Origin of the sequence: Bacillus sp. AY2-1 (assembly GCF_008368965.1) — a bacterium.
GTDB lineage: Bacteria > Bacillota > Bacilli > Bacillales > Bacillaceae_G > Bacillus_A > Bacillus_A thuringiensis_S.
The window spans coordinates 1-23,695 of record NZ_QPEL01000098.1 but is presented as its reverse complement, the minus strand read 5'-3'; the positions used below and the strand labels follow the sequence as shown (position 1 = coordinate 23,695).

Below are 23,695 nucleotides of genomic sequence, written 5' to 3'. Positions count from 1 at the left end.
AAAGTATCACTGCATAGTTTTTAGAAATCCCTTTACTATTGTATCAAACTTTTCCGGTTGTTCCACATGAATTGCATGGCCAGCACCATCAATTTTGACAAATTTCGCGTCAGAGACGCATTTTTCGATATCTTTTAATATGCGAAAGAACTTTTCATCATGCTCCCCGTTCATTAAAAGAACAGGCATTTTCAAGTTGTGTAGCTCATCCCACCATGAAGGCTGAGCCCCTGTTCCCATGCCGCGTAAGCTATTGGCAAGTCCTTTTGGATTGTTAGCAAGTCGTTCTTTTCGCACTGCTTCTTGTACGTTTTTTGCTAAACTTTTTTGCGTTTCAAATAGCGGAATATTTTCCCACATTAATACAAAACTTCGGATGCCTTCTCGCTCAATTTTATCAGCAAGTCGCTCATCCTTTTCACAACGTTCTTTTTGGTCCTCTTCACTTTCAAGCCCAGCTGTACAATTTTCTAATAAAAGAGAATGTACATACTCTGGATATAGACATGCCAGAGTAATCGCCAGTCTACCGCCCATTGAATAGCCAAGTACGTGCGCTTTTTCAATATGAAGGTAATCTAGTAGTTCTTTCATTTGCAATGCCGCATTTCGAATATCATAATGATTCACATCTTCGGGACTTTCTGTTTTTCCATGCCCAACAAGATCTACTACAATAACTTGAAACTGCTCGCTCCATGAAGGGATAAAAGAACGCCACGTTTCCATGCTTCCCGTAAAACCATGAAGAAGTAGAAGTGGTTCCCCACTTCCGACTACTTCATATTCATACGATACACCTTGCAGCGTTACGTTCATTTCGATTCACCTTGTAAAGATGTAGTAATCACGTCCATCGTTTTTGCCCATAATGTCCGGTGCAATATTAAGTTTTCATCACGGTTCGTACAAATTTCCACAACGTGTAAACCTTCTGTAGTCGTTCCTTTTTGTACCTCTTCTCGGAAGCTTTCCCAACCATTTACACGGCTAAATGAACCACCGTACATTTTAACAACGTGTTCATAATCAAGACCAATTGGTGTTCCAAATAATGATTCGAAATGTTCCTTTTTCTCATACTGTGGTAAGAATGAGAAAATACCGCCACCGTCATTATTTACAACGACAATTGTTATATTTAATTCATGTAATTTCGCGGCTAACAGTCCATTTAAGTCGTGATAAAAGGATAAATCACCGATCACTAATACGAGCGGATCGCAAATAATGCTCGCTCCTAAAGCTGTCGAAATGATGCCATCAATCCCATTCACACCGCGGTTTGCCATAACTTGAATATTTTTATCCAATGTGAAGAAGAATGAATCCGTATCACGAATTGGCATACTATTACTCGCAAAGAATGTTGCCCCGTCTGGTAGTACGCGGACAATATCCGTAATAACTTTCCCTTCAAATGCAGTATCATATGTTTCCATTTCACGAAGCGTTTCCTTCGTTTTTTCGTTTATATGTTGCCACATTCCGAACCAATCATTCTTTTTCATAACTGGCATTTTTTCTATTAATGCACTGCAAAATACAATATCATTTGCTTGGACAACTTCTGTCGCAACGAGAGCTGGATCTCTCCATTGTCCAGATTCATCAACAACGATATGAACTGCTTTCGTTTGTTTTTTTATGAACTGCGTTAATGATTTGGAAACAGGCATACCACCAAAGCGAATCATAACTTCTGGCTTCCACGTTTCTTTTAACAGTTCATTTCGTAAAAATGTATCATAACAGTCGATTACCATCGTTTTATCGTGATGTCCGCTACGAATATTAGAAAGCGGATCTGCCAATATTGGATATCCAGTTTTTTCAGCTAATTCTGCCGCAAATGCTGCGAGTTCTGAATGACTATCGTCTCCACAAATAATAAGCCCCTTCTCCATATGTGAAAGGCGCCCTACAAGCGAATCTACATATTCACTCGGCATCGTCACGTTCCCTTGCTGAACTACTCCTGTATATTCCCCGCGTCCTTTATCCCATAAACCTTCTAATGAGAAATCCGGGATAAGCGGTTCGCGTACTGGAAAATTAAGATGAACAGGTCCTTGCGGCGCTAAACAAGCATTCGCTATCATACGCTGCGTTGTCATGCGAGCGTAATGATACATCGCTTCACTCGCTTCTGGAAGAGCCATCTCTGTAAATTGCTTCACAAATGTACCGTATAAATTGAATTGATTCATCGCTTGTGGTGCACCGACATCTCTTAATTCATGCGGTCTATCTGCCGTTAAGACGATAAGCGGCACTCGTGAATGAAAAGCTTCACATACAGCTGGATAGTAATTAGCTGCTGCCGTTCCTGATGTACACAATAATGCAACAGGACGTTTTTTCGCTTTTGCGATACCGAGCGCAAAAAATCCTGCAGATCTTTCATCTACATGTAAATATGTGTTCATTCCTTCGTGTTGTTCCATTAGTAGAGCTATCGGCGTTGACCGTGAGCCTGGACTAATGACAACATCACATACATTTAGACGCGTCAGTTCATCCACGAACGCGCCTAAATAATATGATAATGCTTCTATATGATTGTTCATTTCATTAATTCCTCCAAAGCACCAAGCATCGGTCTAAACTTCAAACTTGTTTCTTCATATTCAAGTTGCGGTACAGAATCAATTACAATCCCGCAACCGGCAAATAAGGATGCTTTCTCGCCATTTAATAACCCGCAGCGGAGTGCAACCGCAAACTCACCATTTCCTTCATCATCTATCCAGCCAATCGGTGCGCCATATAATCCTCTGTCTAACAATTCAACATCACGAATCAGTTTCATCGCTTCCAAACGAGGTGTCCCGCCAAGAGCTGGTGTTGGATGTAATTCTTCTACCATTGTTAAAAGACTCGCATCGCCTTTTGCCTCTACAGGCGTATATAAATGAATTAAGTTTTTCGTTGTTAATAAGCCCGGACTTTCCGGAATATTAACGGATTCGCAGTGCTCATTTAATACCGACCTAATCATATTCACAACATAACCGTGTTCAGCTAAATTCTTTTCATCATGAAGAAGCGCATTACTATTTCGCTTACTTTCTTCTATAGATTGACCATGACCAGTTGAACCAGCAAGACACATCGAAGTAAACTTCTCATCTTCTTTGCGAATTAACCTCTCTGGCGTCGCTCCTAAGAAGCATGCTCCTTTATAATCAAAAGAAAATACGTAACAATCCGGTTGCCCAATGCGAAGTGCTTCTAAGACAAGAGCAGAATCAATATGATGATCCATCTCTACTTTTAACTCCCTCGCTAATACAACCTTCTGCACGTTCCCCAGCTTCATTTCATCTTGTACTTTCTCAATGGCCTCCATCCAGCCTTTCGGATCCACTTCTACTTTAGAAGTAACTGTTAATTTCGATCCTTCTAATGCACATTTACTCTCCCAAAAAATTTTCTCTTCTAAAGAAATCATTTCGTTAGAAAGAGTCTCTGCACAATCTGTTGCTGAGACAAATGTATTCATCGTTAACCATGCTTTTTCATTTTTTACAGTTAATAAAAATGCTGGTAGTGAAAATGTCGTATCATCAAATTCTTTCCATAAGTCCGTTTTCTCTTTTTCTTGGTCAAATGAAAATCCACCAAATAAAAGAGGACCTGTTCCAAATTCGTATTTTTCTCTTTGTACAAATGCTTTCTCTTTTACTTTATCCCACTCGTCACGAGCAGTTTGAAAGCGTTTGTGAGAAGCAGTTGCTATAGTGAAAACAGAGCCAATTCCAGCAAATATTACATGCTGAGCCGGGTCTGCAAAATAACATCTATTTTCGAATGCAATCCTTTTTCCTGCTGCATAAAACAGAAGCGGATCCATCCAGTCTATTTGTTTTACGAAGCTAACCAATATTTTTTCATCAGTTGCACGCTTAATGGCTGCACTAAGAGCTTCTTGCAAGCCTATTTGTTTCGTTTGAATCACAATTGTCTCCCCCCTATGGGCGAAAAATAGTCATAATTACGCTTGATTTTAAGATACACCTCAAACGAAAGGCCTGTCAACGTTTAGCATTTCTGAGAAATTCACCTTCTCTTCCTAGAAAATAAACGTTGACACTAAATGATGCTTTTTCTACACTTAGTTGTGTACAATATGTGACCAAAGGAGGATTCAACATGGAAATGAACGTCAAAACGAATTCCTCTCCTACGGCGCCAAAGCCAAGTAAGCAAACAGGCTGGCGCATCTGGTGGAGTTTACTACGTCCCCATACATTAACAGCCGCTTTCGTACCTGTTTTCATCGGAACAGCATATTCGATGCAGGTCGGAGGTATAAATCAAATACATCTTCCTCTTTTCCTTATGATGCTTCTTGCTTGTCTTCTCATTCAAGCAGCAACAAACATGTTTAATGAATACTTTGATTATAAAAGAGGACTTGATCACGAAGGTTCAGTTGGTATCGGCGGCGCTATCGTTCGCGATGGCATTCAGCCAAAAACAGTGCTTAACTTAGCATTTGGATTTTTCGGCATCGCAATACTATTAGGTGTTTATATTTGTATGAATTCTAGTTGGTGGCTTGCTGCAATCGGTCTTGTTTGTATGGCCGTTGCTTACCTTTATACAGGTGGCCCACTTCCAATTGCATATACACCATTTGGAGAGTTGACAGCCGGATTATTTATGGGTGTCATTATTATTGGGATTTCATTCTTTATTCAAACTGGCACTGTAACATCAGAAGTCATTTTACTATCTATTCCAAGCTCCATTTTAATTGGTGCCATTTTACTAGCTAATAATATTCGTGACTTGGATGGCGATAAAGAAAACGGTCGTAAAACGTTAGCAATTCTCGTTGGACGTGAAAGAGCTGTTGGTGTACTTGCTTCGATGTTCATCGTTTCCTACATTTGGACAATTGCTTTAATTATCGTGGGCATCGTATCACCATGGATGCTTATCGTATTTTTAAGTGCACCGAAAGCATTTAAAGCGACGAAAGGCTTTATCGGCAAAAGCATTCCAATGGAAATGGTACCTGCGATGATTGCAACAGCAAAAACAAATACAATCTTCGGTTTCCTAATGGGAATCGGATTATTACTTGGATATTTCCTATAAAGTGAAACTTTAATCAATGGAGGGGTTGTTCATTTCCACTGATTATCAGCCCTCACCAATCGGGCGTTTACGGGCAGTTAATCTCTCACCTAGCTTCTTTGCTCCAGCCGAATTTGTAGGTGGGAGTTTTACTGCCCGGCAAATAGCGGGGTAAGAAGGAGCTGCTTATGCGGCTCCTTTTTCATATCTGAAATTCATCTCATAATTCCTACTCTCAACGCTCATACTATGTAAAGAAACTGAATTGTAGGAAGGTGGACGACTATGTTAACTCCACAACAAATAGGTCAATTTAAATCCATTTTAGAAAAACAAAAACAAGAACTAGAGCAAACGATACAAACTCATGAAAATACAGATCGTGCTTCTGAACGCGATTCAGTAGGAGAACTGTCTAGCTATGACAACCATCCAGGTGATATGGCTACAGAATTATACGAACGAGAAAAAGATTTCGGACTCATCGAATTTTGGCATAAACAACTAGATGATACAAAACATGCACTGCAAAAAATCGAAGCGGGTACGTACGGCATTTGCGAAGTGTCTGGCGAAGAAATTCCATTTGAAAGATTAGAAGCAATGCCGACTGCTACAACATGCATCCAGCACGCGACAAATAAGTTAAATATGAATACACGACCAGTTGAAGAAGAAGTGTTGTCTCCTTCTTTCCACAAGCATGATGAGGACCATTCTGTTGAGTACGATGCGGAAGATGCGTGGCAAGATGTCGCAAATTACGGAACATCTGAAACGCCGTCTGATTTAGAAAGACAAGATTCAAAAAACTATAATGGCATGTATGTAAATAGTGAAGAAAACGTAGGCTACGTGGAGGATTTTGAAAACTTTATCGGTACGGATATGTACGGGAAAAACCCACAAGTTTTCGCTACAGAGGAACATGAAGAATATGAACAAATGCTTGATGACTTTGAAGAGCGTACCTTTAAGGGCGAATTATCTTCAAATGAATCTAGTTCCAAAGAATAAAAAAAAGCATTCCGAAAATCGGAATGCTTTTTATCGCTAGCTAATTAGTTTTTTGTAACGTTAGCTGCTTGTGGTCCGCGGTTTCCTTCAACGATTTCGAAAGAAACTTCTTGACCTTCTTCTAAAGTTTTGAAGCCGTCGCCTTGGATAGCTGAGAAATGTACGAATACGTCTTCTCCGCCTTCAACTTCGATGAAGCCAAAACCTTTTTCGCCGTTAAACCATTTAACTTTACCTGTTTGCATGTCATGTACCTCCTAAATAAAAATGAAACTATGAATCCACATGAAAAGGTGGATATAAAGGACATGAATGTATAACAAGCTTACAGCCTTTAATACAACGTGCTTTATTTCCGTACCACATTATGTAGCTCAATAGTGTTTTCACTATATCATGCTATGTCGAAAACGTCAAATGAGAACACTTTCATTCCATCATTTTTTATAATCCTAGTATAACCTTAAATTTTCATTCTACTTTTATTCGAAAATTAACAAAACTATAGTGTTCTAATTCTTTTAACTTCTGTACAATATAATTACTACATATTTATGAGGTGAAAAAATGCAAGCACATGAAATCGAATATAAGTTATATGGCGATGATATGCAATTTGTTGAAATTGAATTAGACCCAAAGGAAAGCGTTGTCGCAGAAGCGGGCGCAATGATGATGATGGAAGACTACATCGAAATGGAGACAATCTTCGGTGATGGTTCTGGCCCATCTAACGGTCTATTCGGAAAATTAATGGGAGCAGGTAAACGTCTCGTTACAGGTGAAAGCATGTTTATGACTGTATTTACAAATACAGGGCACGGCAAACGCCACGTCTCATTTGCTGCTCCTTATCCTGGTAAAATTATTCCTGTAGATTTAACAGAATACCAAGGGAAAATCGTTTGTCAAAAAGATGCCTTTCTTTGTGCCGCAAAAGGTGTTTCTATTGGAATTGAATTTACAAAAAAAATAGGAACTGGTTTCTTCGGTGGTGAAGGTTTCATCATGCAGAAACTTGAAGGTGACGGCCTCGCTTTCATGCACGCAGGCGGAACTGTATATAAACGTGAATTAAAACCTGGTGAGAAACTTCGCATTGATACAGGTTGTCTCGTTGCCATGACAAAGGATATTAACTATGATATCGAATTCGTTGGAAAAGTAAAAACAGCTCTATTTGGCGGTGAGGGTTTATTCTTCGCAACATTAGAAGGTCCTGGAACAGTTTGGATTCAGTCCTTAACACTTAGCCGATTAGCAGCACGCCTTACAAGCCCAGCAGCGCAAAGTACTGGTGAAGGTAGTGTATTAGGTGGACTTGGTCGTTTATTGGATGGGAAAGAGTAAAAAGGGCCCTTATGCAGGCTTGTCCATCCACTAATATAATACTAAAATTAAACACCCTTGCTTGCAGTAATGCAGTGAAAGGGTGTTTTAATTTACGTCTACAAACGAGAAAAAGCAGATGAAATAAAGTAATAAGGTTTACTTCAGTAAAATAAGGTATATTATATTTATTGAATAGATTCTCTTTCAAGACAAGAAAAGTAGGTGAACAAAGTGGGAAAATATCAATTAGATTCCAAAAGTCAGGTAGCTGTGGCAAAGTTTCATGAAAAACAGAAGCCTGCCAAATTTGATAAAAAGCAGCAACTTGAACAATTGCGTGCGGAGTATTTGAAAAAGAAGCAAAAACAAACAGATAAATAATATGTTTTGTTTCCCGAAATTTTCTGTATATAGTACGAACAAACACAAGAAAATAGGTGATTTATTCATCTTTCAAATATATACAGGCTATTTTTTCAAACCTCTTACAAGCCCAGCATTATAAAGTACTGGTGAAAGTAGTATATTAGGTGGCCTTGTTCGCCTTTTAGATGGAAAAGAGTAAAAAATGCCTCCAATGCAAAAAACATCGGAGGCATTTCTCTAAAGTTTATGAATATGGCATTTTATTTTTACTGCGGAGGGCTATACATACCATTTCGAATCATATAATACTCCATCGCGTCATTAAGCCATGCCTCTTCTTCTTCCGTGTAAGGAGATGGCATCATATTATTATATTGTTCTTCTACATTCTCTAATTTACCTAAAGAATACATTGTCTCTTCACCAACATACTTAAGAGTCGCCTTCATATGTTCATCAACCAATTTTTGCACTTCTGAATCCTCAATTTCTCTTCCAAATAACCTTTTCACTTCTTTTGCTAAACGCACAAACTCTTTATCAAGTGCTATGCCTTCTTCTTCCGGCTTATTATATAATCCATTAGCCAATTCTTTTGATACATATCCTTCAAGCCATAAACTTTGTTCGTTTTCTTTTTGAATGCTGTTAATTAGACTCATTAATATGTCACTATCCAACTCTTCATCTTCCTCAAGACATACCCTTGTTCGTTCAAGCGCCTTTATCGAAACTTCAATGTGTTTTTTCTTTTCTTCAAAGGCTTTTCTTTGTTGTTCCAACGTTTCTTTTAAACTTACATTCAAACTTGGAATTGTAAGCATGACGCGTATTTCTTCTAAACTATATCCTAATACTTTAAGACTGACTATTTTCTGTAGCTCTAATATATCTTTTCCTTTGTACACACGGTGACCAGAGCTAACGTTCTTTTCAGGTTTAAGTAGTCCAATTTCATCGTAATATTGTAGTGTCCGTATTGATGTGCCTGTTCTCTTTGAAAACTCACCAATTGAACAGCCTTCCTTTTTGCTCATCTTACACTCCTCCTAACAATATGTTTACAAAAATCATACTCCCTCACGTAACTGTAGGTTCAAGCTTTTTTCCAAAAGAATGAATCAAGTTCCTCACTGCATATATTAAACTATACCTTTTCTTAAGGAGGGCTTCCTTAATGCGTACTCCTTTATCCTTTGATAAAGACACTGCCATACTGTTAGCTTCTTGTTGTGAGTTAACGTATGAACAATATAAACAAAATGGTATTTTCGAAATACCAGATGGTTTTCAATATGTACAAGGGTTTCAAGGAAAGGCCATTCAAACAACAGAATGGTTCGGATTTATATTAGAATCTGAGGATACAATTATCGTTGCCTTTAGGGGCACTCAAACAGACCCAGATTGGATTATTGACTCTCTTGTCAATCAAAAACCTTATCCTTATGCTTTAAATGGTGGAAATGTCCATAACGGCTTTCTCTCTATTTATGAGTCTTGCCGTGATTCTATTATGGATATGCTCGTATCATTGCCAGCACATAAAAAACTGCTAGCTACTGGGCATAGTCTAGGTGGCGCGCTTGCCACATTACACATATTAGATGCACGTATAAATACTGCCTTCGCACAGTATGGACTTTATTCATTCGCTTCCCCAAAAGTAGGAGATATCGCTTTTCGAAATTATTATAAACTACAAGTAGCTAGTAGCTTTCGTTTCGTCAACTTGTTCGATGTCGTTCCACTTCTCCCTCCCCGAAACATAAATTTTAATGATCATGATTGGGAGTATGCACACGTCCATCACAATATGACATTTACAAAAAACACAAAATCCATTACAAATAATCATTCCATTACAACATACAAAACATGTCTGACTTCTCATTTTTAACCAGTAAACAATTGGAAATAAAATATTCATATACTATAATACTCTATGAAGTTATTTTTGGATGAGGGGACCTTACATGTTAAAATTTATCTTCACACTTTTTCTTATTGTAATTTTTACGGTCACAGGTTTCTTTACATTTTCATACTTTGCGACAGGAGAGTATGATGGGGCAGGTATAATATATACCACTATTCCATTTCTTTCTTAAGCAAAATAAATAAAACGAGCTTAAAAAAGTAAGCTCGTTTTATTTATTAATATCAATTTTTGTTAGTAAATCGATAATATATCCCCCAACGTAGCAACCTCTTTAAAACTGTTTAACTGCATTACCAATACCCCAAATTTCATTGCTGTACTGCAAAATCGTTCGATCACTCGCAAAATGACCAGACTGTGCAATATTTAAAATCGACATTTCTAGCCACTTTGTTCGGTTCTCATAAGCTCTACCAACAGCTTCTTGTCTTTCAGCATATGGACCAAAATCTCGCAGAACGAAATATTCATCATTTTGAATAACGAGAGAATCATAGATCGCTTCAAATTCAGCACCCGATTGTGCAAAGAAACCATTTGTTAATTGATCTACTATTTTTTTAATGTGCCTATTGTGGTGATAATAGTCACTTGCACGATATCCACCATTTTGATGGTAATGAAGAACCTCTTCTGCTGTTAAACCGAAAATGAAACAGTTATCATCACCGACCCGGTCTTTTATTTCAACGTTAGCTCCGTCTAGCGTTCCAAGTGTAATCGCACCATTCATCATAAATTTCATATTGCCTGTTCCCGATGCTTCTTTACTCGCCGTTGAAATTTGCTCACTTACATCCGCCGCCGGGAATATATCTTCAGCTAAAGAAACTCGATAGTTTTCTAGAAAGATAACTTTCATATATTGACTAACATACGGATCATTATTTACTTTTCTTGCGAGTTCATTTATTAATTTAATAATTTTTTTCGCGTAATAATAACCAGGTGATGCTTTCGCTCCAAAAATAAAAGTACGCGGATAAAATGTAAAACTAGCATCCTCTTTCAAACGGTTATACAAATATAAAATATGAAGAACATTTAATAATTGTCGTTTGTAAGCATGTAATCTTTTCACTTGCACATCAAAAATAGAATTTGGATCAATCGTAATCCCCATTGTATTCTGAATGCGCTCCGCTAAAATCTCTTTACGCTCTTGTTTTACCTCTGCAAACTTCTCTTGGAAACTAGCATCATATTGAACTGTTTGCAACGATTGAAGCTTAATCGGTTCTTTCTTCCATTCTGGTCCAATCGCCTCTGAAATGAGATTTGTTAACTGTGGATTTGCTTTCATAAGCCAGCGCCTATGAGCAATTCCATTCGTCTTATTATTAAACTTATCTGGATAAAATTCATAAAACAATCGCATTTCCCGCTGCTTTAATATTTCCGTATGAATTTTTGCTACACCGTTTACGCTATGGCTACCGACAATTGCTAAATGAGCCATTTTCACAAGATCATGCGCAATAATTGCCATGTCTTCAATGCGATGCCATTCATAAGGATAACGTTCCCAAAGTTCATGACAGAAACGTTCATTAATCTCTTCAATAATCATATAAATTCTCGGTAATAATGGTTTAAAAATGTGAATTGGCCACTTTTCGAGCGCTTCTGATAACGTCGTATGATTCGTATAAGAAATCGTCTGCGTCGTTATGTGCCAAGCTTCTTCCCATGTTAACTTTTCTTCGTCTAGTAAAATACGCATCAGTTCTGGAATTGCTAAAACCGGATGTGTATCGTTAATGTGAATCGCAATTTTTTCATGTAGTTGACGAAGGTCACCATATCTTTCTCTATGCATTCGAACGATATTTTGCAAACTTGCTGATACGAGGAAATACTGTTGTTTTAAACGAAGTATTTTTCCCTCATCATGCGTATCATCTGGATATAAAAACTCCGATACAGCCTCTGTTTCGCGCTTATATTTCAAAATATCTTTGCAGTTTTGCGGGAAAGGAACTGGTTCAGCATTCCAAAGTCTAAGTGTATTTACAGTACTCGTCTCATAGCCTACTACCGGCACATCATATGGCACCGCCATAATGACTTCTGCATTTGTATGCCTAAACTCTAAACGCCCGTCAATTTCTAGCGGTTCAACACTGCCAAAATAACTTACTTCTACAGCTTGATCATGTCTTCTTACTTCCCATACGTTTTCATGAAGAAGCCACTGTTCTGGAAATTCAACTTGATAACCATCAACAATTTTCTGATCAAACAAACCATGTTTATAACGAATTCCACAGCCGTGTCCTGGTAAGTTTAAAGATGCAAGTGAATCAAGAAAACAGGCTGCTAAGCGTCCAAGTCCACCGTTACCAAGGCCTGCATCTGCTTCCACTTCTTCTAACTCTTGTAACGAAATCCCTAGTTCAGATAACCCCTGCTCGCATACATCTCTAATACCTAAATTCAAGATGTTACTTCCAAGCAAACGTCCAAGCAAAAACTCAATAGACAAGTAATACATTTGCTTTTGCTCTCCTGATCGATAACTCTCGTTCGTTGCAATCCATTGACTATTCATATACTCACGTACCATATGGCCGAGCGTATTATATTGATCACGATTTGTAGAATCTTTGAAACTTTTCCCATACATCGTCTCTAACTTTTCTAGAAAAGTTGATTTAAAACTTTCAACATGAGTAAACATTTTTTCACCACCTACATGTTATTCCATGAGACTTTTATACAATTCCTTATAAGCAAGAGCCGATTGCCTCCAGCTATAATCTTCAGTCATCGCTTGTTTTACAAGCTGCTCCCACACTGGTTTATCGTGATAAAATTCAATTGCACGGTGAACCGTATGCAGCATGTCATGTGCATTAAAGTTCGTGAAACTGAAACCATTTCCTTCGCCTGTTTCTTCATCATAAGAATGTACCGTATCGTTTAATCCACCTGTTTCTCTTACAATTGGAATCGTACCGTACGCCAATGCGATAAGTTGTCCAAGTCCACACGGTTCAAACAGCGATGGCATTAAAAATAAATCGCTTCCCGCATACACTTGGTGCGCTAATTCTTCATTAAATCCGATATAAACTTTTACCTTCTCCGGATACTCATATGCCATCCACTCAAAGAATTGCTCATATTCCGAATCACCTGAACCTAAAATAATACATTGTACATCTTCTTCCATTATTTCGCGGAATACAGTGCGTACTAAATCAAGACCTTTTTGCTTCGTTAATCTCGTTACCATTGAAATAATTGGTGTATCCTCTTTTTCTGGCAAACCAAAATAACGCTGCAAAGCGCGTTTATTTTCACTCTTTTCATATAATGACTCTGCATCATACTGAGCCTTAATATATGAATCCGTTTCTGGATTATATACGCTCGTATCAATACCATTTACAATGCCACTAAGCTTATCATTATATTTTCTCAGTAATCCATCTAACTTCTCACCGAAAAATTCATATTGAATTTCTTCTTTATACGTCGGGCTCACCGCTGTAATTTGATCCGAAGCGATAATACCGCCTTTCATAAAGTTTATGTTTCCATAAAACTCTAGCTGCTCACTATGAAAATATTCATCACCAAGCTCTAACAAGTCGTACATCACTTCAGAAGGAAATACTCCTTGGAACTGCAAGTTGTGAATCGTATATACCGTTTTAATACGCTCATATAACGGGTTATCTTGATACTTTTCACGAAGTAAGAAATTAACCATAGCCGTATGCCAATCGTGGCTATGAAGAACATCCACTTCAAAATCAAGATGCGGAATACACTCTAACACTGCTTTTGAGAAATAAGAAAAACGCTCCCCGTCATCATAATGACCATACAGAGAATCTCTCTTAAAATAATATTCATTATCTATTAAGTAATACGTAATTCCGTCTTGCTCACCTTTTAAAATTCCGCAATATTGATTTCTCCACCCAAGCGGGACGTTAATTACTTTATGTAACGTACATCCATCTCTTAACTTTTGCGGAATGAGACTATAATTCGGAAGTATAATACGAACGTCCACTCCTAATTTTTTCAGCTCTTTTGGGAGCGCACCCGCTACATCAGCTAATCCTCCCGATTTCACAAACGGTACACATTCTGATACTGCAAATAAAATATTCACTTGTTGTCCCACTGCGCGAAAAGTTTTTATACTCCTCTTGCAGCTTCCTCCCTTCGAGTTTTCATTTAAATTAAAACTTTAATCAGTGGGAGAAAAAGCCCCCACTGATTCTTTAGGAATAACTATTAATCGTACTGTTTTGTACGCTTCCTTTTTCTACAACATATGGCTCATCGATGTTTCCTTTTAATACGACACCGTCGCCAATTTTCACGTCTTTATCAATAATAACACCGTCTATTATACAGTTATCTCCAATTTGGCTCTTTTGCATAATAATACTGTTACGAATAATTGAACCTTTTCCAATTTTAACCGAACGGGAAACAACACTGTTTTCGACTTCCCCTTCAATAATACTGCCATTTGCAATCATTGTATTTTTCACGACTGCACCCTTTAGATAACGAGTTGGCGGCTCATCTTTTACTTTCGTAAAGATCGGCGCTTCTTTCTTAAATAATTGCTTCCAAATAGCAGGCTGCAAAATTTCTAAGCTATGTTTATAGTAACTTTCAATCGAATCAATAATAGCTACATATCCTGTATGCTCATACGTAGCAATATGCAGTGATTTTCCGCGCTTTTCTCTCACTACATCAAATAAACTGTATTGCTCCACATCTTTATATGTCTCAAATAAATCTAACAATAATTGTTTCTTTAACACGTATGTTTGAAGCGAAACCCCTTCATGGCAAACTTCCGTAATATCAGCTGCCGTATGTATATGTCGCTCTAACACCGCCTGGAAATTTAATGCTGTTACGAGATGGCTATTCGTAATAACAACGTACTCTTCTCTGCTTCTTAGAAAATAATCAATATGTCTTCTAAAGTGTGCAAAAGACCCAAACTCATCTTGGTCACATTGGCAATTTGGCGGGAATAAAAATAGTCCGTCTCGTTTTCTATCTAAATCCCACTGTTTTCCTGAACCAACATGGTCCATTAGTGAGCGATTTTTATGACTTGTAAAAACCGCTACACTATGAATATTAGAATTCACCATATTTGAAAGCATGAAATCAATGAGTCGGTAACGGCCCCCAAACGGTAACGCCGCTAATGAACGATGCCCTGTTACTTTCTTTAAGGAAGGAAAACTTCCCGTTGCATTAATAATTCCTAACATTTTTTCTCCCATTCATTTCATCCCCCTTTTCTATTTCCCTTCAGCAATGAGTACTACATCGTCGACATTTTTTTCTGGACGAATAATTGTTCCATCTTCAATAACCATTTCCGAACCAACGATCGCTCTTTCAATCACAACATTTTTACCAATCTTTGCTCCTGGCATAACGACAGAATCAATAACCATACTACCTTCTTCCACCGTCACCCCTTGGAATAACACAGAATGCTTCACGTCCCCTTCAATGACGCATCCTTCGTTAATAAGTGATTCTTCTACTTTTGCCTTTTCTGCAATATATTGAGGTGGCTCATTTGGATTCACAGAATAAATACGCCAATTACGATCGTTTAAATTCAGCGATGTTTCATCGCGAAGTAAATCCATATTCGCTTCCCATAAGCTTTTCACCGTTCCAACATCTTTCCAATATCCTTCAAATGGATACGCCATTAGCTTCTTCCCTTCATCTAATAAAAGTGGAAGTACATCTTTTCCGAAATCATTACTAGATTCAGGATTTCTTGCATCCATCTCTAAATACTCTTTCAAAATTGCCCAGTTAAAAATATAAATTCCCATTGATGCAAGATTACTTCTTGGAAATTGTGGTTTCTCTTCAAACTCAACAATCTCCATCTCTTCATTTGTATTCATAATGCCAAAGCGACTCGCTTCATCCCAAGGTACTTCAATAACAGAAATGGATACGTCCGATTCTTTCTCAATATGGTAATCTAGCATCTTACTGTAATCCATTTTATAAATATGGTCGCCTGATAAAATAAGAACATACTCCGGTTCATACTGACTTAAATAGTTTAAATTTTGATAAATGGCACTTGCCGTACCTGTATACCACTTCACCCCTGAAGACTCCGCATAAGGAGGTAATACTGTGACTCCACCGTTTACTCGGTCTAAATCCCACGCATTTCCAATTCCGATATAATTATGAAGTTCAAGTGGTTGATATTGTGTTAAAATCCCAACCGTTTCAATACCAGAATTCGCACAGTTACTTAGCGTAAAATCAATAATGCGATATTTACCACCAAATGGAACAGCTGGCTTGGCTAAATTTTTTGTTAATGCACTTAAACGACTACCTTTTCCCCCTGCTAGTAACATTGCTACGCACTTTTGTTTTTGAGCCATCTTGTTTTTTGCTCCCCTTTCTCGTCTTCACTGGTCGTAATATGGATACGCCAAATGGTGGAATTGTAATCTCTACATGTGCTGCTTGATTATGGTACGGTTCTAGAATCGTCTTAAGACGTTTCTTATTCACTTGCCCCGAACCGCCATATTGCTCAGCATCACTGTTTAAAATCTCGTTATAATACTCGAAATCTGGTACACCTACTTTATAGTTTTCATATGTAGCTTTCGTAAAATTACATACGACAACTAACGCATCTTCTTGTTTATCCCCTTGGCGGATAAAAGAGAAAATACTTTGCTCATTATTATTAGCATCAATCCACTGAAAGCCTTCAGGTGAATGGTCAAGCTGCCAAAGTGGTTTTGAGCGCTTATACAATGCTATGAGCTCTTTAAAGTAATCATGCATATAACGATGCATTTCAAAATCATGTAAATTCCAATCTAAATCTTCAAGGTCTTTCCACTCATCAAACTGTCCGAATTCTCCTCCCATGAAAAGCAACTTCTTTCCTGGGTGAGTAAAGAAATATCCATATAATAAACGAAGCTGAGCAAACTTATCCCAGTAATCACCTGGCATTTTATTTAATAACGACTTTTTCCCATGAACCACTTCATCATGAGAAAGTGGTAATATGAAGTTTTCAGAGTACGCATATAGTAAAGAAAACGTCATTTTCTCATGAATGTGTTTCCTATATTCAGGCGCACACTCCATATATTTCAGTACATCATTCATCCAGCCCATGTTCCATTTGTAATTGAATCCAAGCCCACCTTCATACGTTGGAGTTGTTACAAGTGGCCAAGCTGTTGAATCTTCTGCCGTCATAAGAAAATCTTCATCCTCTGCAAACACTGCTTCATTTAACTCTCTTAAAAATGAAACAGCATGCTCATTACTTTGCTCTTGTCCTTCTTTATTCCAGTACAACATGTTCGCAACTGCATCTACTCTGAAACCATCAATATGGAAATATCTCATCCAAAATAACGCATTTGAAATTAAGAAATTACGTACCTCTCTCTTCCCTAAATCAAAATTGACAGTTCCCCATACTGGATTTTCTTGTACATCTTTATCTTTATATTCATAGGTCGGTGTGCCATCAAACAAATATAAACCGTGAGCATCTTTACAAAAGTGCCCCGGCACCCAATCTAAAATGACACCGATTCCATATTTATGACATTCGTCGACAAAATACATTAAATCATGCGGCGTACCAAATCTACTCGTCGCTGCATAATATCCCGTTCCTTGATATCCCCAAGAACGATCATATGGATGCTCAACAAGCGGCATAATTTCAATATGTGTAAATTGATGTTCCACCACATACGGGATGAGCTCTTCTACCATTTCCCTGTAAGAATACAGCGTTCCATCTTCTTTCTTTTTCCAAGAACCAAAATGTAATTCATAAACTGTCATCGCTTCTTTATAAATCGTTTTTTTCTTTTTCTTACGAGTCCAGTTTTTATCATTCCATTCATATCCCTTTATATCAAAAACTACAGATGCCGTATTCGGTCTTACTTCTGCATATACAGCATACGGATCTGCCTTTAAAATGACGTCACCAGCCAACGTTTCAATCGCATATTTATATATTTCTCCTTCTTTAATATGCGGTATAAACAAGGACCAAATGCCTTCTTCTGTCACTTGTAGCATTTTATGTTGCTCATAATCCCACTCATTAAAATCTCCAACAACACTCATTGCTTTCGCATGAGGAGCCCACACTGTAAATCGTACCCCTTGAATCTCATCTTCCGTCACAACATGTGCGCCAAAGATGTTATAACTTTCATAGTACTTTTCTGTATGAAACTCATCTCGTTTCACTTCTTCACAATTTATTACACTCAATATGCTCACCTCACTTAGATGACAGAATTTTTTATACTTTAACTATTTCTGCGAAAAACTGCAATATCCTTGTTAATTTATAAAAAATATTCGTTTTTTTCTTAAAAATGTTAGTTTTTCTTCACATTTCCGTGTAAAATATCGAATTTTGACGAATATTCATTGAAAACGCTTTTTTATTCTTCTATATTTTTACCTATTATTTTTTCTCAACCTTTATTTTATTAGATTTATCCTATTTTTCATGCTATTTTTCATTCAAAATCAAAACAAAATAATCTTTCATAAAAAAATGTTTCTCAACATTTTTTGTCACAATTTTATTGAAATGCAAAATTCATAAGCATATACTCGCTCTCAATAAAGAACTTAGATCTTCCGTAACTATAATTCATAGTGGACTACTATGTTTACTTATTTATCCTTGTTGCGAACGGTCACTATGAAAATTTAACTAGGAGGGCTTTTTTATGTCATTAAAACAAAAAGTAGGAATGGGAGTTGTCACCGCTTCACTTGGTTTATCCCTTACATTCGGAGGTGTATTTGCCTATTTCAGTGATTCAGAAACATCGAGTAACTCATTTCAAGCCGCCTAACAACGAAACTTGGTACTGAAAAAGACGGTAAGCTGCTTGGCCAATATTATTATGCAAGACCTGACGAAAACCTTGCCGGCGATGTAAATGGTGATAAAGTAATCGATATTAAAGATGCTGAAATTATCGCTAGCAACTACATTAAAAAAGGACTAACTGTAAAAGACGGAGATCTTAATAAAGATGGAATTGTCGACGAAAAAGATATTCGCTTCGTTGAAAAGAACTTCTTGAAAAAAGGTCCAGATGCATCTAAATCACAAACACCTGTAGAAAAATCAAAAAGCGGTACACTGACAGATATTTTAAAGAAGTTAGGTTTAACACCTAAAAAATAATCATAAAGAGCACTCTATATAAAATAGAGTGCTCTTTTCTATAAATGACCCTTATCCAGCAAAAGGGGTATATTGGGGATATACAAGGGAAACCGGAAAAGGAATTTATATTGAATTATATATAAATCCAGAAGTAAGAAGCAGGTCCCCACTTCCGGATTATTTAGCAATTAATTATAGTACTGGTGCCATAGTTTCTTTTAATACTTTTACAGAATGAGCGAATTTCGCTTTTTCTTCTTCATTTAGCTCAAGTTCTACGATTTCACGTACACCTTCGCGGTTAATAACAGCTGGAACACCTACGTAAGCATCTTTCTCACCGTATTGACCTTCAAGGTATGCAGATACAGTTAATACGCTGTTCTCGTTGTTTAAGATCGCTTTAGTTACACGAAGTAGTGACATACCGATTCCGTAGTAAGTTGCACCTTTACGTTCGATGATATGGTAAGCTGCATCACGTACATTTTCGAAGATTTTATCTAAGTCTTCTTGTTTGTACTGTTCGTTGTTAGCTAAGATTGTTTCTAGTTTTTGTACACCGATAGTAGCGTGGCTCCATACTGGAAGTTCAGTGTCACCGTGCTCACCAACGATGTAAGCATGAACGTTACGTGGATCTACATCTAAGTAGTCACCTAACATGTAACGGAAACGAGCAGAGTCTAAAGTAGTACCAGAACCGATTACGCGCTCTTTCGGTAAACCAGATTCTTTCCAAGTTACGTAAGTTAAAATATCAACCGGGTTAGTTGCGATTAAGAAGATTCCATCGAATCCGCTATCCATAATGCCGCGAACGATTTGTTTAAAGATCTTTGTATTTTTCTCAACTAAGTCTAAACGAGTTTCACCTGGCTTTTGTGGTAACCCAGCAGTGATAACAACTAGATCTGCATCTTTACAATCTGCATAGCTACCGCTCCAAACTTTTGTTGGTGATGGAGAGAATGGTACCGCATGGCTTAAGTCCATTGCTTCCCCTTCTGCTTTTGCTTCATTAACATCTACTAATACGAATTCTTCAGCTACACCTTGGTTGATCATTGAGTAAGCGTAACTACAACCTACAGCTCCTGTTCCTACTAATACTACACGATTGATACCTTTTTTCATGGTAATTTCCCCTCTCTATTGTTCACATATATTTTTTTATGATTGTTTAAGTAATTAATTAAAATACTAATTTAATGTTGTTTAACTTCTTTACATTCATATTGTAGCACGTATTATTGTGAATTACTTCACAATTTATGACCTATTTGTGAACTTTTTCACATAGAGTGTAAAGTTGTTAGATCAGGTGTGGAATCCATACCAAATTAGGTGTTTTCTTTAGATTGTGAATAAAAATGTATGATTCAATTACTCACTGTAACTAAATTCACTTTCTATAATAAAAATCCTAACATTCACAAAAAATGTAATCACATTATAAGATTAAACTGACTGATCACATCATTCCCTTACAAGATGGACGTCAATTAGCTTATATAGAATACGGTTAAATAAATGAATTAGCCTATACTTTATCACCTCCCTTTTAATCATTACTATATATTAAAAAATATCCGTTAAAATTATGCATTCTTTTCTAATAATAAACCATTCAATATAAGTGATAGGCTATGCAAAGCTTTAGACAACCGTGCCTCTGCATCTTCAGAATTCGCAATCCAACAAGCAAGGTCCACTAGTCCGCCATTTATAAATCTTGCTAAAGCTTCACAGTCCGTCTTTTCAATAATACAGTCCTTCATTAATTGCTGAAGCATCTCGGCCATCGTCACTAAACATTGTGACTGTGATGATTGATAATAACTAGTTCCTAATACTGCTGGTGCATCTCGAAGTACGATTCGCTGAATTTCTGGATTAAGTGCCATCGTTAAATATGCACGACAACGCCCAACAAACCCTTCCCATTTTCCTTCCGCTTCATCTGATACTTTCCCTAATTTATTATCCATTTCCATATCAATTTCTTTTACAACTGCTTCTAACAATCCTTTTTTATCACCAAAATGATGATAAATTGCACCACGTGTTAAACCGACAGATGCTGTAAAATCATCCATAGACGTATTTACATATCCAACTGTACCAAAAGCCTCTCTTGCTGCCCACAGCAATTTAGCACGTGTTTCAGTAATCATTTCTGCTCTCGTTTTTTTAATCATCTTTTCCTCCTACTTCTATTCATTCTCTTTATTCAAAATGAATTGCACTATAGTATCGTTCTCTATATAAAAGAATAACTCCTTTAAACATCGGCTCTATCCAGAGATAAAACATTTCAATTGACATACGCTCCGTATGTTAATATGATATTGGCATACGGTGCGTATGTCAATTATTTCTAGCTTACAAGATAATATAACTTCTTACCTATACCCTACATTGACTCACTGTCCCTTTTTATAGAAGGTATTAATGAAACAGAGGAGGAGTTAAAAGAATGAAGAATGTATATGTACACGTCAAATATTGTGGTGATTATCATGTTTAATTCCTACCGTGAGATTTTCAGTGCTCCTGGTACAAAAGAATTCTCATTAGCAGGATTTATAGCTCGTATGCCCATATCAATGATGGGTATTGGTATTGTTACCATGTTATCTCAAGTAAGTGGTGACTATTGGCTTGCTGGAGCTGTTGCAGCTACCTTTACATTATCATCAGCTTTACTAGCTCCTCATATTTCTCGGATGGCTGATCAATTAGGGCAATCTCGCATACTTCTTCCGACTACAGGTATTAGCGTTTTCTTTACAATCCTCTTACTTCTATGTACGAAATATGAAGCTCCTTATTGGACGCTATTTCTATCCGCTTTATGTGCAGGTTGTATGCCAAATATGTCAGCTATGGTACGTGCACGTTGGACTAAACTATACCGCGGATCCCATAAATTGCATACAGCATTTTCCTTCGAATCGGTCGTCGACGAAATTTGCTTCATAATTGGTCCTGTATTATCTGTCAGTTTAAGTGTTATGTTCTTCCCAGAAGCAGCGCCACTTTTATCATCTGTTTTTCTTACAATCGGGGTATGCCTATTTACTATGCAAAAAAGCACAGAACCGCCTGTACACCCTCGCGACATTACAAACAACGGAACAGTATTTAAAATTGGTTCTTTGCGAGTACTAGTATTCACACTCATTGCTATAGGTACTATCTTCGGCACAATAGATGTCGTTAGTGTAGCTTTTGCTGAGCAGCAAGGAAACACAGTAGCTGCTAGCTTTGTACTTTCTGTCTATGCAATCGGTTCATGCCTGGCAGGCCTTATTTTCGGTACTCTTAAACTCAATACCCCACCCTATAATCAGTTTTTAATAGCGGTCACACTTTCCATGATAACAATGCTGCCACTAGTTTTTGTAAACAGTATTACTTGGCTAGTAGTTATTGTTTTCTTTGCAGGGCTATCTGTCGCTCCTACTATGATTATTACTATGGGGCTTGTGGAAAAAATCGTACCTGAATCAAAGATAACCGAAGGAATGACTTGGGCAATTACAGGACTTGGAATTGGAGTCTCCCTAGGATCAGCGATAGCTGGTTTAGTTATTGATAACTTTGGAGCCCATGTAGGATTTAATGTGGCTATTATAGCAGGAGGCCTTGCCTTAACTATTGCACTTTTAGGCTACAAAACTCTTCACTCCGCATATAGTCATGTTGTTATTAAACAAGATGAACATTCAATAGAAAGTTAAAACATATTCAAAAAATAGGATTACCTTTTCTTATGTATGAGAAAAGGTAATCCTATTTTAAACTTATTATTTATAATCTGTCATAGCTTCTTCTATATCTATACACAACAAAAAAGAGATAGCAGATTATGCTATCTCTTTTAGTATGACCCGTACGGGATTCGAACCCGTGTTACCGCCGTGAAAGGGCGGTGTCTTAACCACTTGACCAACGGGCCAGTTCTGGCAGAGAAGAAGGGATTCGAACCCTCGCACCGCGTTCGCGATCTACTCCCTTAGCAGGGGAGCCCCTTGAGCCACTTGGGTACTTCTCTATAAATATGGCTCCGCAGGTAGGACTCGAACCTACGACCGATCGGTTAACAGCCGATAGCTCTACCACTGAGCTACTGCGGAACAATTATGGTGGGCCTAAATGGACTCGAACCATCGACCTCACGCTTATCAGGCGTGCGCTCTAACCAGCTGAGCTATAGGCCCATAATTGAAAAGCGGGTGAAGAGAATCGAACTCTCGACCAGAGCTTGGAAGGCTCTTGTTTTACCACTAAACTACACCCGCATAAAATTGAAAATGGTGAGCCATGAAGGATTCGAACCTTCGACCCTCTGATTAAAAGTCAGATGCTCTACCAACTGAGCTAATGGCTCATTTTGAAAGTGGTGCCGGCTAGAGGACTTGAACCCCCAACCTACTGATTACAAGTCAGTTGCTCTACCAATTGAGCTAAGCCGGCTTGCGACTTCAAAATGGTGGCTCGGGACGGAATCGAACCGCCGACACGAGGATTTTCAGTCCTCTGCTCTACCGACTGAGCTACCGAGCCTTATTAAAATGGCGGTCCCGACCGGGGTCGAACCGGCGATCTCCTGCGTGACAGGCAGGCATGTTAACCACTACACCACGGGACCATTTGGTTGCGGGGACAGGATTTGAACCTGCGACCTTCGGGTTATGAGCCCGACGAGCTACCGT

19 protein-coding genes, 9 tRNA genes and 2 pseudogenes are annotated in these 23,695 nt (G+C 37.8%); 9 read left to right on the top strand and 21 right to left on the bottom strand.

Annotated elements, in window-relative coordinates:
• Positions 1–6: 6 nt before the first annotated feature.
• Genes menH through DN403_RS21420 form a run of 3 tightly spaced genes read right to left on the bottom strand, consistent with a single transcriptional unit; the run spans position 7 to position 3,961 of the window.
• Entirely contained in the window at positions 7–819 is an 813-nt protein-coding gene (gene menH / locus DN403_RS21430) for a 2-succinyl-6-hydroxy-2,4-cyclohexadiene-1-carboxylate synthase (protein ID WP_001103350.1), read from the bottom strand.
• The gene (gene menD / locus DN403_RS21425) at positions 816–2,570 is read right to left on the bottom strand and encodes a 2-succinyl-5-enolpyruvyl-6-hydroxy-3-cyclohexene-1-carboxylic-acid synthase (RefSeq protein ID WP_001059211.1); all 1,755 of its coding nucleotides are present in this window, start codon (positions 2,568–2,570) and stop codon (positions 816–818) included. Before menD ends, menH begins: the two co-directional genes overlap by 4 nt.
• Entirely contained in the window at positions 2,567–3,961 is a 1,395-nt protein-coding gene (locus tag DN403_RS21420; protein ID WP_000616702.1) for an isochorismate synthase, read from the bottom strand. Before DN403_RS21420 ends, menD begins: the two co-directional genes overlap by 4 nt.
• 194 nt (positions 3,962–4,155) lie before the next feature.
• On the opposite strand from DN403_RS21420, the gene DN403_RS21415 reads away from it, so the two are divergent.
• Both DN403_RS21415 and DN403_RS21410 read left to right on the top strand, forming a co-directional pair.
• The gene (locus DN403_RS21415; protein ID WP_000425770.1) at positions 4,156–5,109 is read left to right on the top strand and encodes a 1,4-dihydroxy-2-naphthoate polyprenyltransferase; all 954 of its coding nucleotides are present in this window, start codon (positions 4,156–4,158) and stop codon (positions 5,107–5,109) included.
• Between the two features lie 264 nt (positions 5,110–5,373).
• Positions 5,374–6,105, top strand: a complete 732-nt coding sequence (locus DN403_RS21410; RefSeq protein WP_000957354.1) for a yteA family sporulation protein — start codon at positions 5,374–5,376, stop codon at positions 6,103–6,105.
• Between the two features lie 44 nt (positions 6,106–6,149).
• On the opposite strand, the gene cspD is transcribed toward DN403_RS21410, so the two are convergent.
• Entirely contained in the window at positions 6,150–6,350 is a 201-nt protein-coding gene (cspD, locus tag DN403_RS21405) for a cold-shock protein CspD (protein WP_001193052.1), read from the bottom strand.
• A 322-nt stretch (positions 6,351–6,672) separates the two neighbouring features.
• On the opposite strand from cspD, the gene DN403_RS21400 reads away from it, so the two are divergent.
• Positions 6,673–7,455 (top strand): TIGR00266 family protein, encoded by a 783-nt coding sequence (locus tag DN403_RS21400; RefSeq protein WP_001147844.1) that lies wholly within the window; start codon positions 6,673–6,675, stop codon positions 7,453–7,455.
• Between the two features lie 213 nt (positions 7,456–7,668).
• Positions 7,669–7,818, top strand: a complete 150-nt coding sequence (locus DN403_RS31265) for a hypothetical protein (RefSeq protein WP_000521642.1) — start codon at positions 7,669–7,671, stop codon at positions 7,816–7,818.
• A 251-nt stretch (positions 7,819–8,069) separates the two neighbouring features.
• Here the strand turns inward: DN403_RS31265 and DN403_RS21395 are convergent, their stop codons facing one another.
• The gene (locus tag DN403_RS21395; RefSeq protein WP_000037218.1) at positions 8,070–8,840 is read right to left on the bottom strand and encodes a MerR family transcriptional regulator; all 771 of its coding nucleotides are present in this window, start codon (positions 8,838–8,840) and stop codon (positions 8,070–8,072) included.
• A 140-nt stretch (positions 8,841–8,980) separates the two neighbouring features.
• Between DN403_RS21395 and DN403_RS21390 the strand changes: the two genes are divergently transcribed.
• Positions 8,981–9,703, top strand: coding sequence for a lipase family protein (locus DN403_RS21390; RefSeq protein ID WP_001260110.1), 723 nt, complete (start codon positions 8,981–8,983; stop codon positions 9,701–9,703).
• A gap of 76 nt (positions 9,704–9,779) precedes the next feature.
• On the top strand, positions 9,780–9,914 hold the full coding sequence (locus DN403_RS31825) for a hypothetical protein (protein WP_000911076.1): 135 nt from the start codon (positions 9,780–9,782) through the stop codon (positions 9,912–9,914).
• A gap of 102 nt (positions 9,915–10,016) precedes the next feature.
• Here the strand turns inward: DN403_RS31825 and glgP are convergent, their stop codons facing one another.
• The 5 genes from glgP to glgB all read right to left on the bottom strand — a co-directional run bounded on the left by glgP (position 10,017) and on the right by glgB (position 18,055).
• Complete coding sequence (gene glgP, locus DN403_RS21385; RefSeq protein ID WP_042596323.1) at positions 10,017–12,425, bottom strand: glycogen phosphorylase; 2,409 nt, start codon at positions 12,423–12,425, stop codon at positions 10,017–10,019.
• A gap of 18 nt (positions 12,426–12,443) precedes the next feature.
• The gene (gene glgA / locus DN403_RS21380; RefSeq protein WP_002081949.1) at positions 12,444–13,874 is read right to left on the bottom strand and encodes a glycogen synthase GlgA; all 1,431 of its coding nucleotides are present in this window, start codon (positions 13,872–13,874) and stop codon (positions 12,444–12,446) included.
• 112 nt (positions 13,875–13,986) lie between these two features.
• Positions 13,987–15,021 carry a glucose-1-phosphate adenylyltransferase subunit GlgD gene (gene glgD / locus DN403_RS21375; RefSeq protein WP_000504159.1) on the bottom strand — a complete coding sequence of 345 codons (1,035 nt, stop codon included), beginning with the start codon at positions 15,019–15,021 and terminating at the stop codon, positions 13,987–13,989.
• Positions 15,022–15,039: 18 nt separating this feature from the next.
• Positions 15,040–16,170, bottom strand: a complete 1,131-nt coding sequence (gene glgC / locus DN403_RS21370; protein WP_000057602.1) for a glucose-1-phosphate adenylyltransferase — start codon at positions 16,168–16,170, stop codon at positions 15,040–15,042.
• The gene (gene glgB / locus DN403_RS21365) at positions 16,118–18,055 is read right to left on the bottom strand and encodes a 1,4-alpha-glucan branching protein GlgB (RefSeq protein ID WP_000111408.1); all 1,938 of its coding nucleotides are present in this window, start codon (positions 18,053–18,055) and stop codon (positions 16,118–16,120) included. The genes glgC and glgB overlap by 53 nt, the downstream gene beginning before the upstream one ends.
• A gap of 470 nt (positions 18,056–18,525) precedes the next feature.
• Here glgB and DN403_RS21360 point away from each other — a divergent pair.
• Positions 18,526–18,648: pseudogene (locus DN403_RS21360) on the top strand (TasA family protein); the annotation flags it as partial.
• Positions 18,639–18,992: pseudogene (locus DN403_RS21355) on the top strand (dockerin type I domain-containing protein); the annotation flags it as partial. The pseudogenes DN403_RS21360 and DN403_RS21355, both read left to right, overlap by 10 nt.
• 174 nt (positions 18,993–19,166) lie before the next feature.
• Here DN403_RS21355 and DN403_RS21345 read toward each other — a convergent pair.
• Positions 19,167–20,111: an L-lactate dehydrogenase gene (locus DN403_RS21345; protein WP_000715339.1), complete on the bottom strand. Its 945-nt coding sequence runs from the start codon at positions 20,109–20,111 to the stop codon at positions 19,167–19,169.
• 464 nt (positions 20,112–20,575) lie between these two features.
• Positions 20,576–21,175 carry a TetR/AcrR family transcriptional regulator gene (locus DN403_RS21340; protein WP_000592777.1) on the bottom strand — a complete coding sequence of 200 codons (600 nt, stop codon included), beginning with the start codon at positions 21,173–21,175 and terminating at the stop codon, positions 20,576–20,578.
• 321 nt (positions 21,176–21,496) lie between these two features.
• Between DN403_RS21340 and DN403_RS21335 the strand changes: the two genes are divergently transcribed.
• Positions 21,497–22,720: an MFS transporter gene (locus DN403_RS21335; protein ID WP_149185727.1), complete on the top strand. Its 1,224-nt coding sequence runs from the start codon at positions 21,497–21,499 to the stop codon at positions 22,718–22,720.
• A gap of 146 nt (positions 22,721–22,866) precedes the next feature.
• On the opposite strand, the gene DN403_RS21330 is transcribed toward DN403_RS21335, so the two are convergent.
• The 9 genes from DN403_RS21330 to DN403_RS21290 all read right to left on the bottom strand — a co-directional run bounded on the left by DN403_RS21330 (position 22,867) and on the right by DN403_RS21290 (position 23,631).
• Positions 22,867–22,938, bottom strand: a tRNA-Glu gene (locus DN403_RS21330).
• 5 nt (positions 22,939–22,943) lie between these two features.
• A tRNA-Ser gene (locus DN403_RS21325) sits at positions 22,944–23,034 on the bottom strand.
• 7 nt (positions 23,035–23,041) lie between these two features.
• A tRNA-Asn gene (locus tag DN403_RS21320) sits at positions 23,042–23,116 on the bottom strand.
• A 7-nt stretch (positions 23,117–23,123) separates the two neighbouring features.
• Positions 23,124–23,200 (bottom strand) — tRNA-Ile (locus DN403_RS21315).
• A gap of 10 nt (positions 23,201–23,210) precedes the next feature.
• Positions 23,211–23,281, bottom strand: a tRNA-Gly gene (locus DN403_RS21310).
• A gap of 13 nt (positions 23,282–23,294) precedes the next feature.
• A tRNA-Lys gene (locus DN403_RS21305) sits at positions 23,295–23,370 on the bottom strand.
• Between the two features lie 10 nt (positions 23,371–23,380).
• A tRNA-Thr gene (locus DN403_RS21300) sits at positions 23,381–23,456 on the bottom strand.
• 14 nt (positions 23,457–23,470) lie between these two features.
• A tRNA-Phe gene (locus DN403_RS21295) sits at positions 23,471–23,546 on the bottom strand.
• Positions 23,547–23,555: 9 nt separating this feature from the next.
• Positions 23,556–23,631, bottom strand: a tRNA-Asp gene (locus DN403_RS21290).
• Between the last annotated feature and the right edge of the window lie 64 nt (positions 23,632–23,695).

Coding starts and splice junctions, on each gene's coding strand:
- DN403_RS21345 (WP_000715339.1), bottom strand. CDS start 20,111: ATGAAAAAAGGTATCAATCGTGTAGTATTAGTAGGAACAGGAGCTGTA.
- DN403_RS31825 (WP_000911076.1), top strand. CDS start 9,780: ATGTTAAAATTTATCTTCACACTTTTTCTTATTGTAATTTTTACGGTC.
- DN403_RS21410 (WP_000957354.1), top strand. CDS start 5,374: ATGTTAACTCCACAACAAATAGGTCAATTTAAATCCATTTTAGAAAAA.
- glgP (WP_042596323.1), bottom strand. CDS start 12,425: ATGTTTACTCATGTTGAAAGTTTTAAATCAACTTTTCTAGAAAAGTTA.
- menH (WP_001103350.1), bottom strand. CDS start 819: ATGAACGTAACGCTGCAAGGTGTATCGTATGAATATGAAGTAGTCGGA.
- DN403_RS21415 (WP_000425770.1), top strand. CDS start 4,156: ATGGAAATGAACGTCAAAACGAATTCCTCTCCTACGGCGCCAAAGCCA.
- DN403_RS21335 (WP_149185727.1), top strand. CDS start 21,497: ATGTTTAATTCCTACCGTGAGATTTTCAGTGCTCCTGGTACAAAAGAA.
- DN403_RS21340 (WP_000592777.1), bottom strand. CDS start 21,175: ATGATTAAAAAAACGAGAGCAGAAATGATTACTGAAACACGTGCTAAA.
- DN403_RS21390 (WP_001260110.1), top strand. CDS start 8,981: ATGCGTACTCCTTTATCCTTTGATAAAGACACTGCCATACTGTTAGCT.
- menD (WP_001059211.1), bottom strand. CDS start 2,570: ATGAACAATCATATAGAAGCATTATCATATTATTTAGGCGCGTTCGTG.
- cspD (WP_001193052.1), bottom strand. CDS start 6,350: ATGCAAACAGGTAAAGTTAAATGGTTTAACGGCGAAAAAGGTTTTGGC.
- DN403_RS21395 (WP_000037218.1), bottom strand. CDS start 8,840: ATGAGCAAAAAGGAAGGCTGTTCAATTGGTGAGTTTTCAAAGAGAACA.
- DN403_RS21400 (WP_001147844.1), top strand. CDS start 6,673: ATGCAAGCACATGAAATCGAATATAAGTTATATGGCGATGATATGCAA.
- glgC (WP_000057602.1), bottom strand. CDS start 16,170: ATGGCTCAAAAACAAAAGTGCGTAGCAATGTTACTAGCAGGGGGAAAA.
- glgD (WP_000504159.1), bottom strand. CDS start 15,021: ATGGGAGAAAAAATGTTAGGAATTATTAATGCAACGGGAAGTTTTCCT.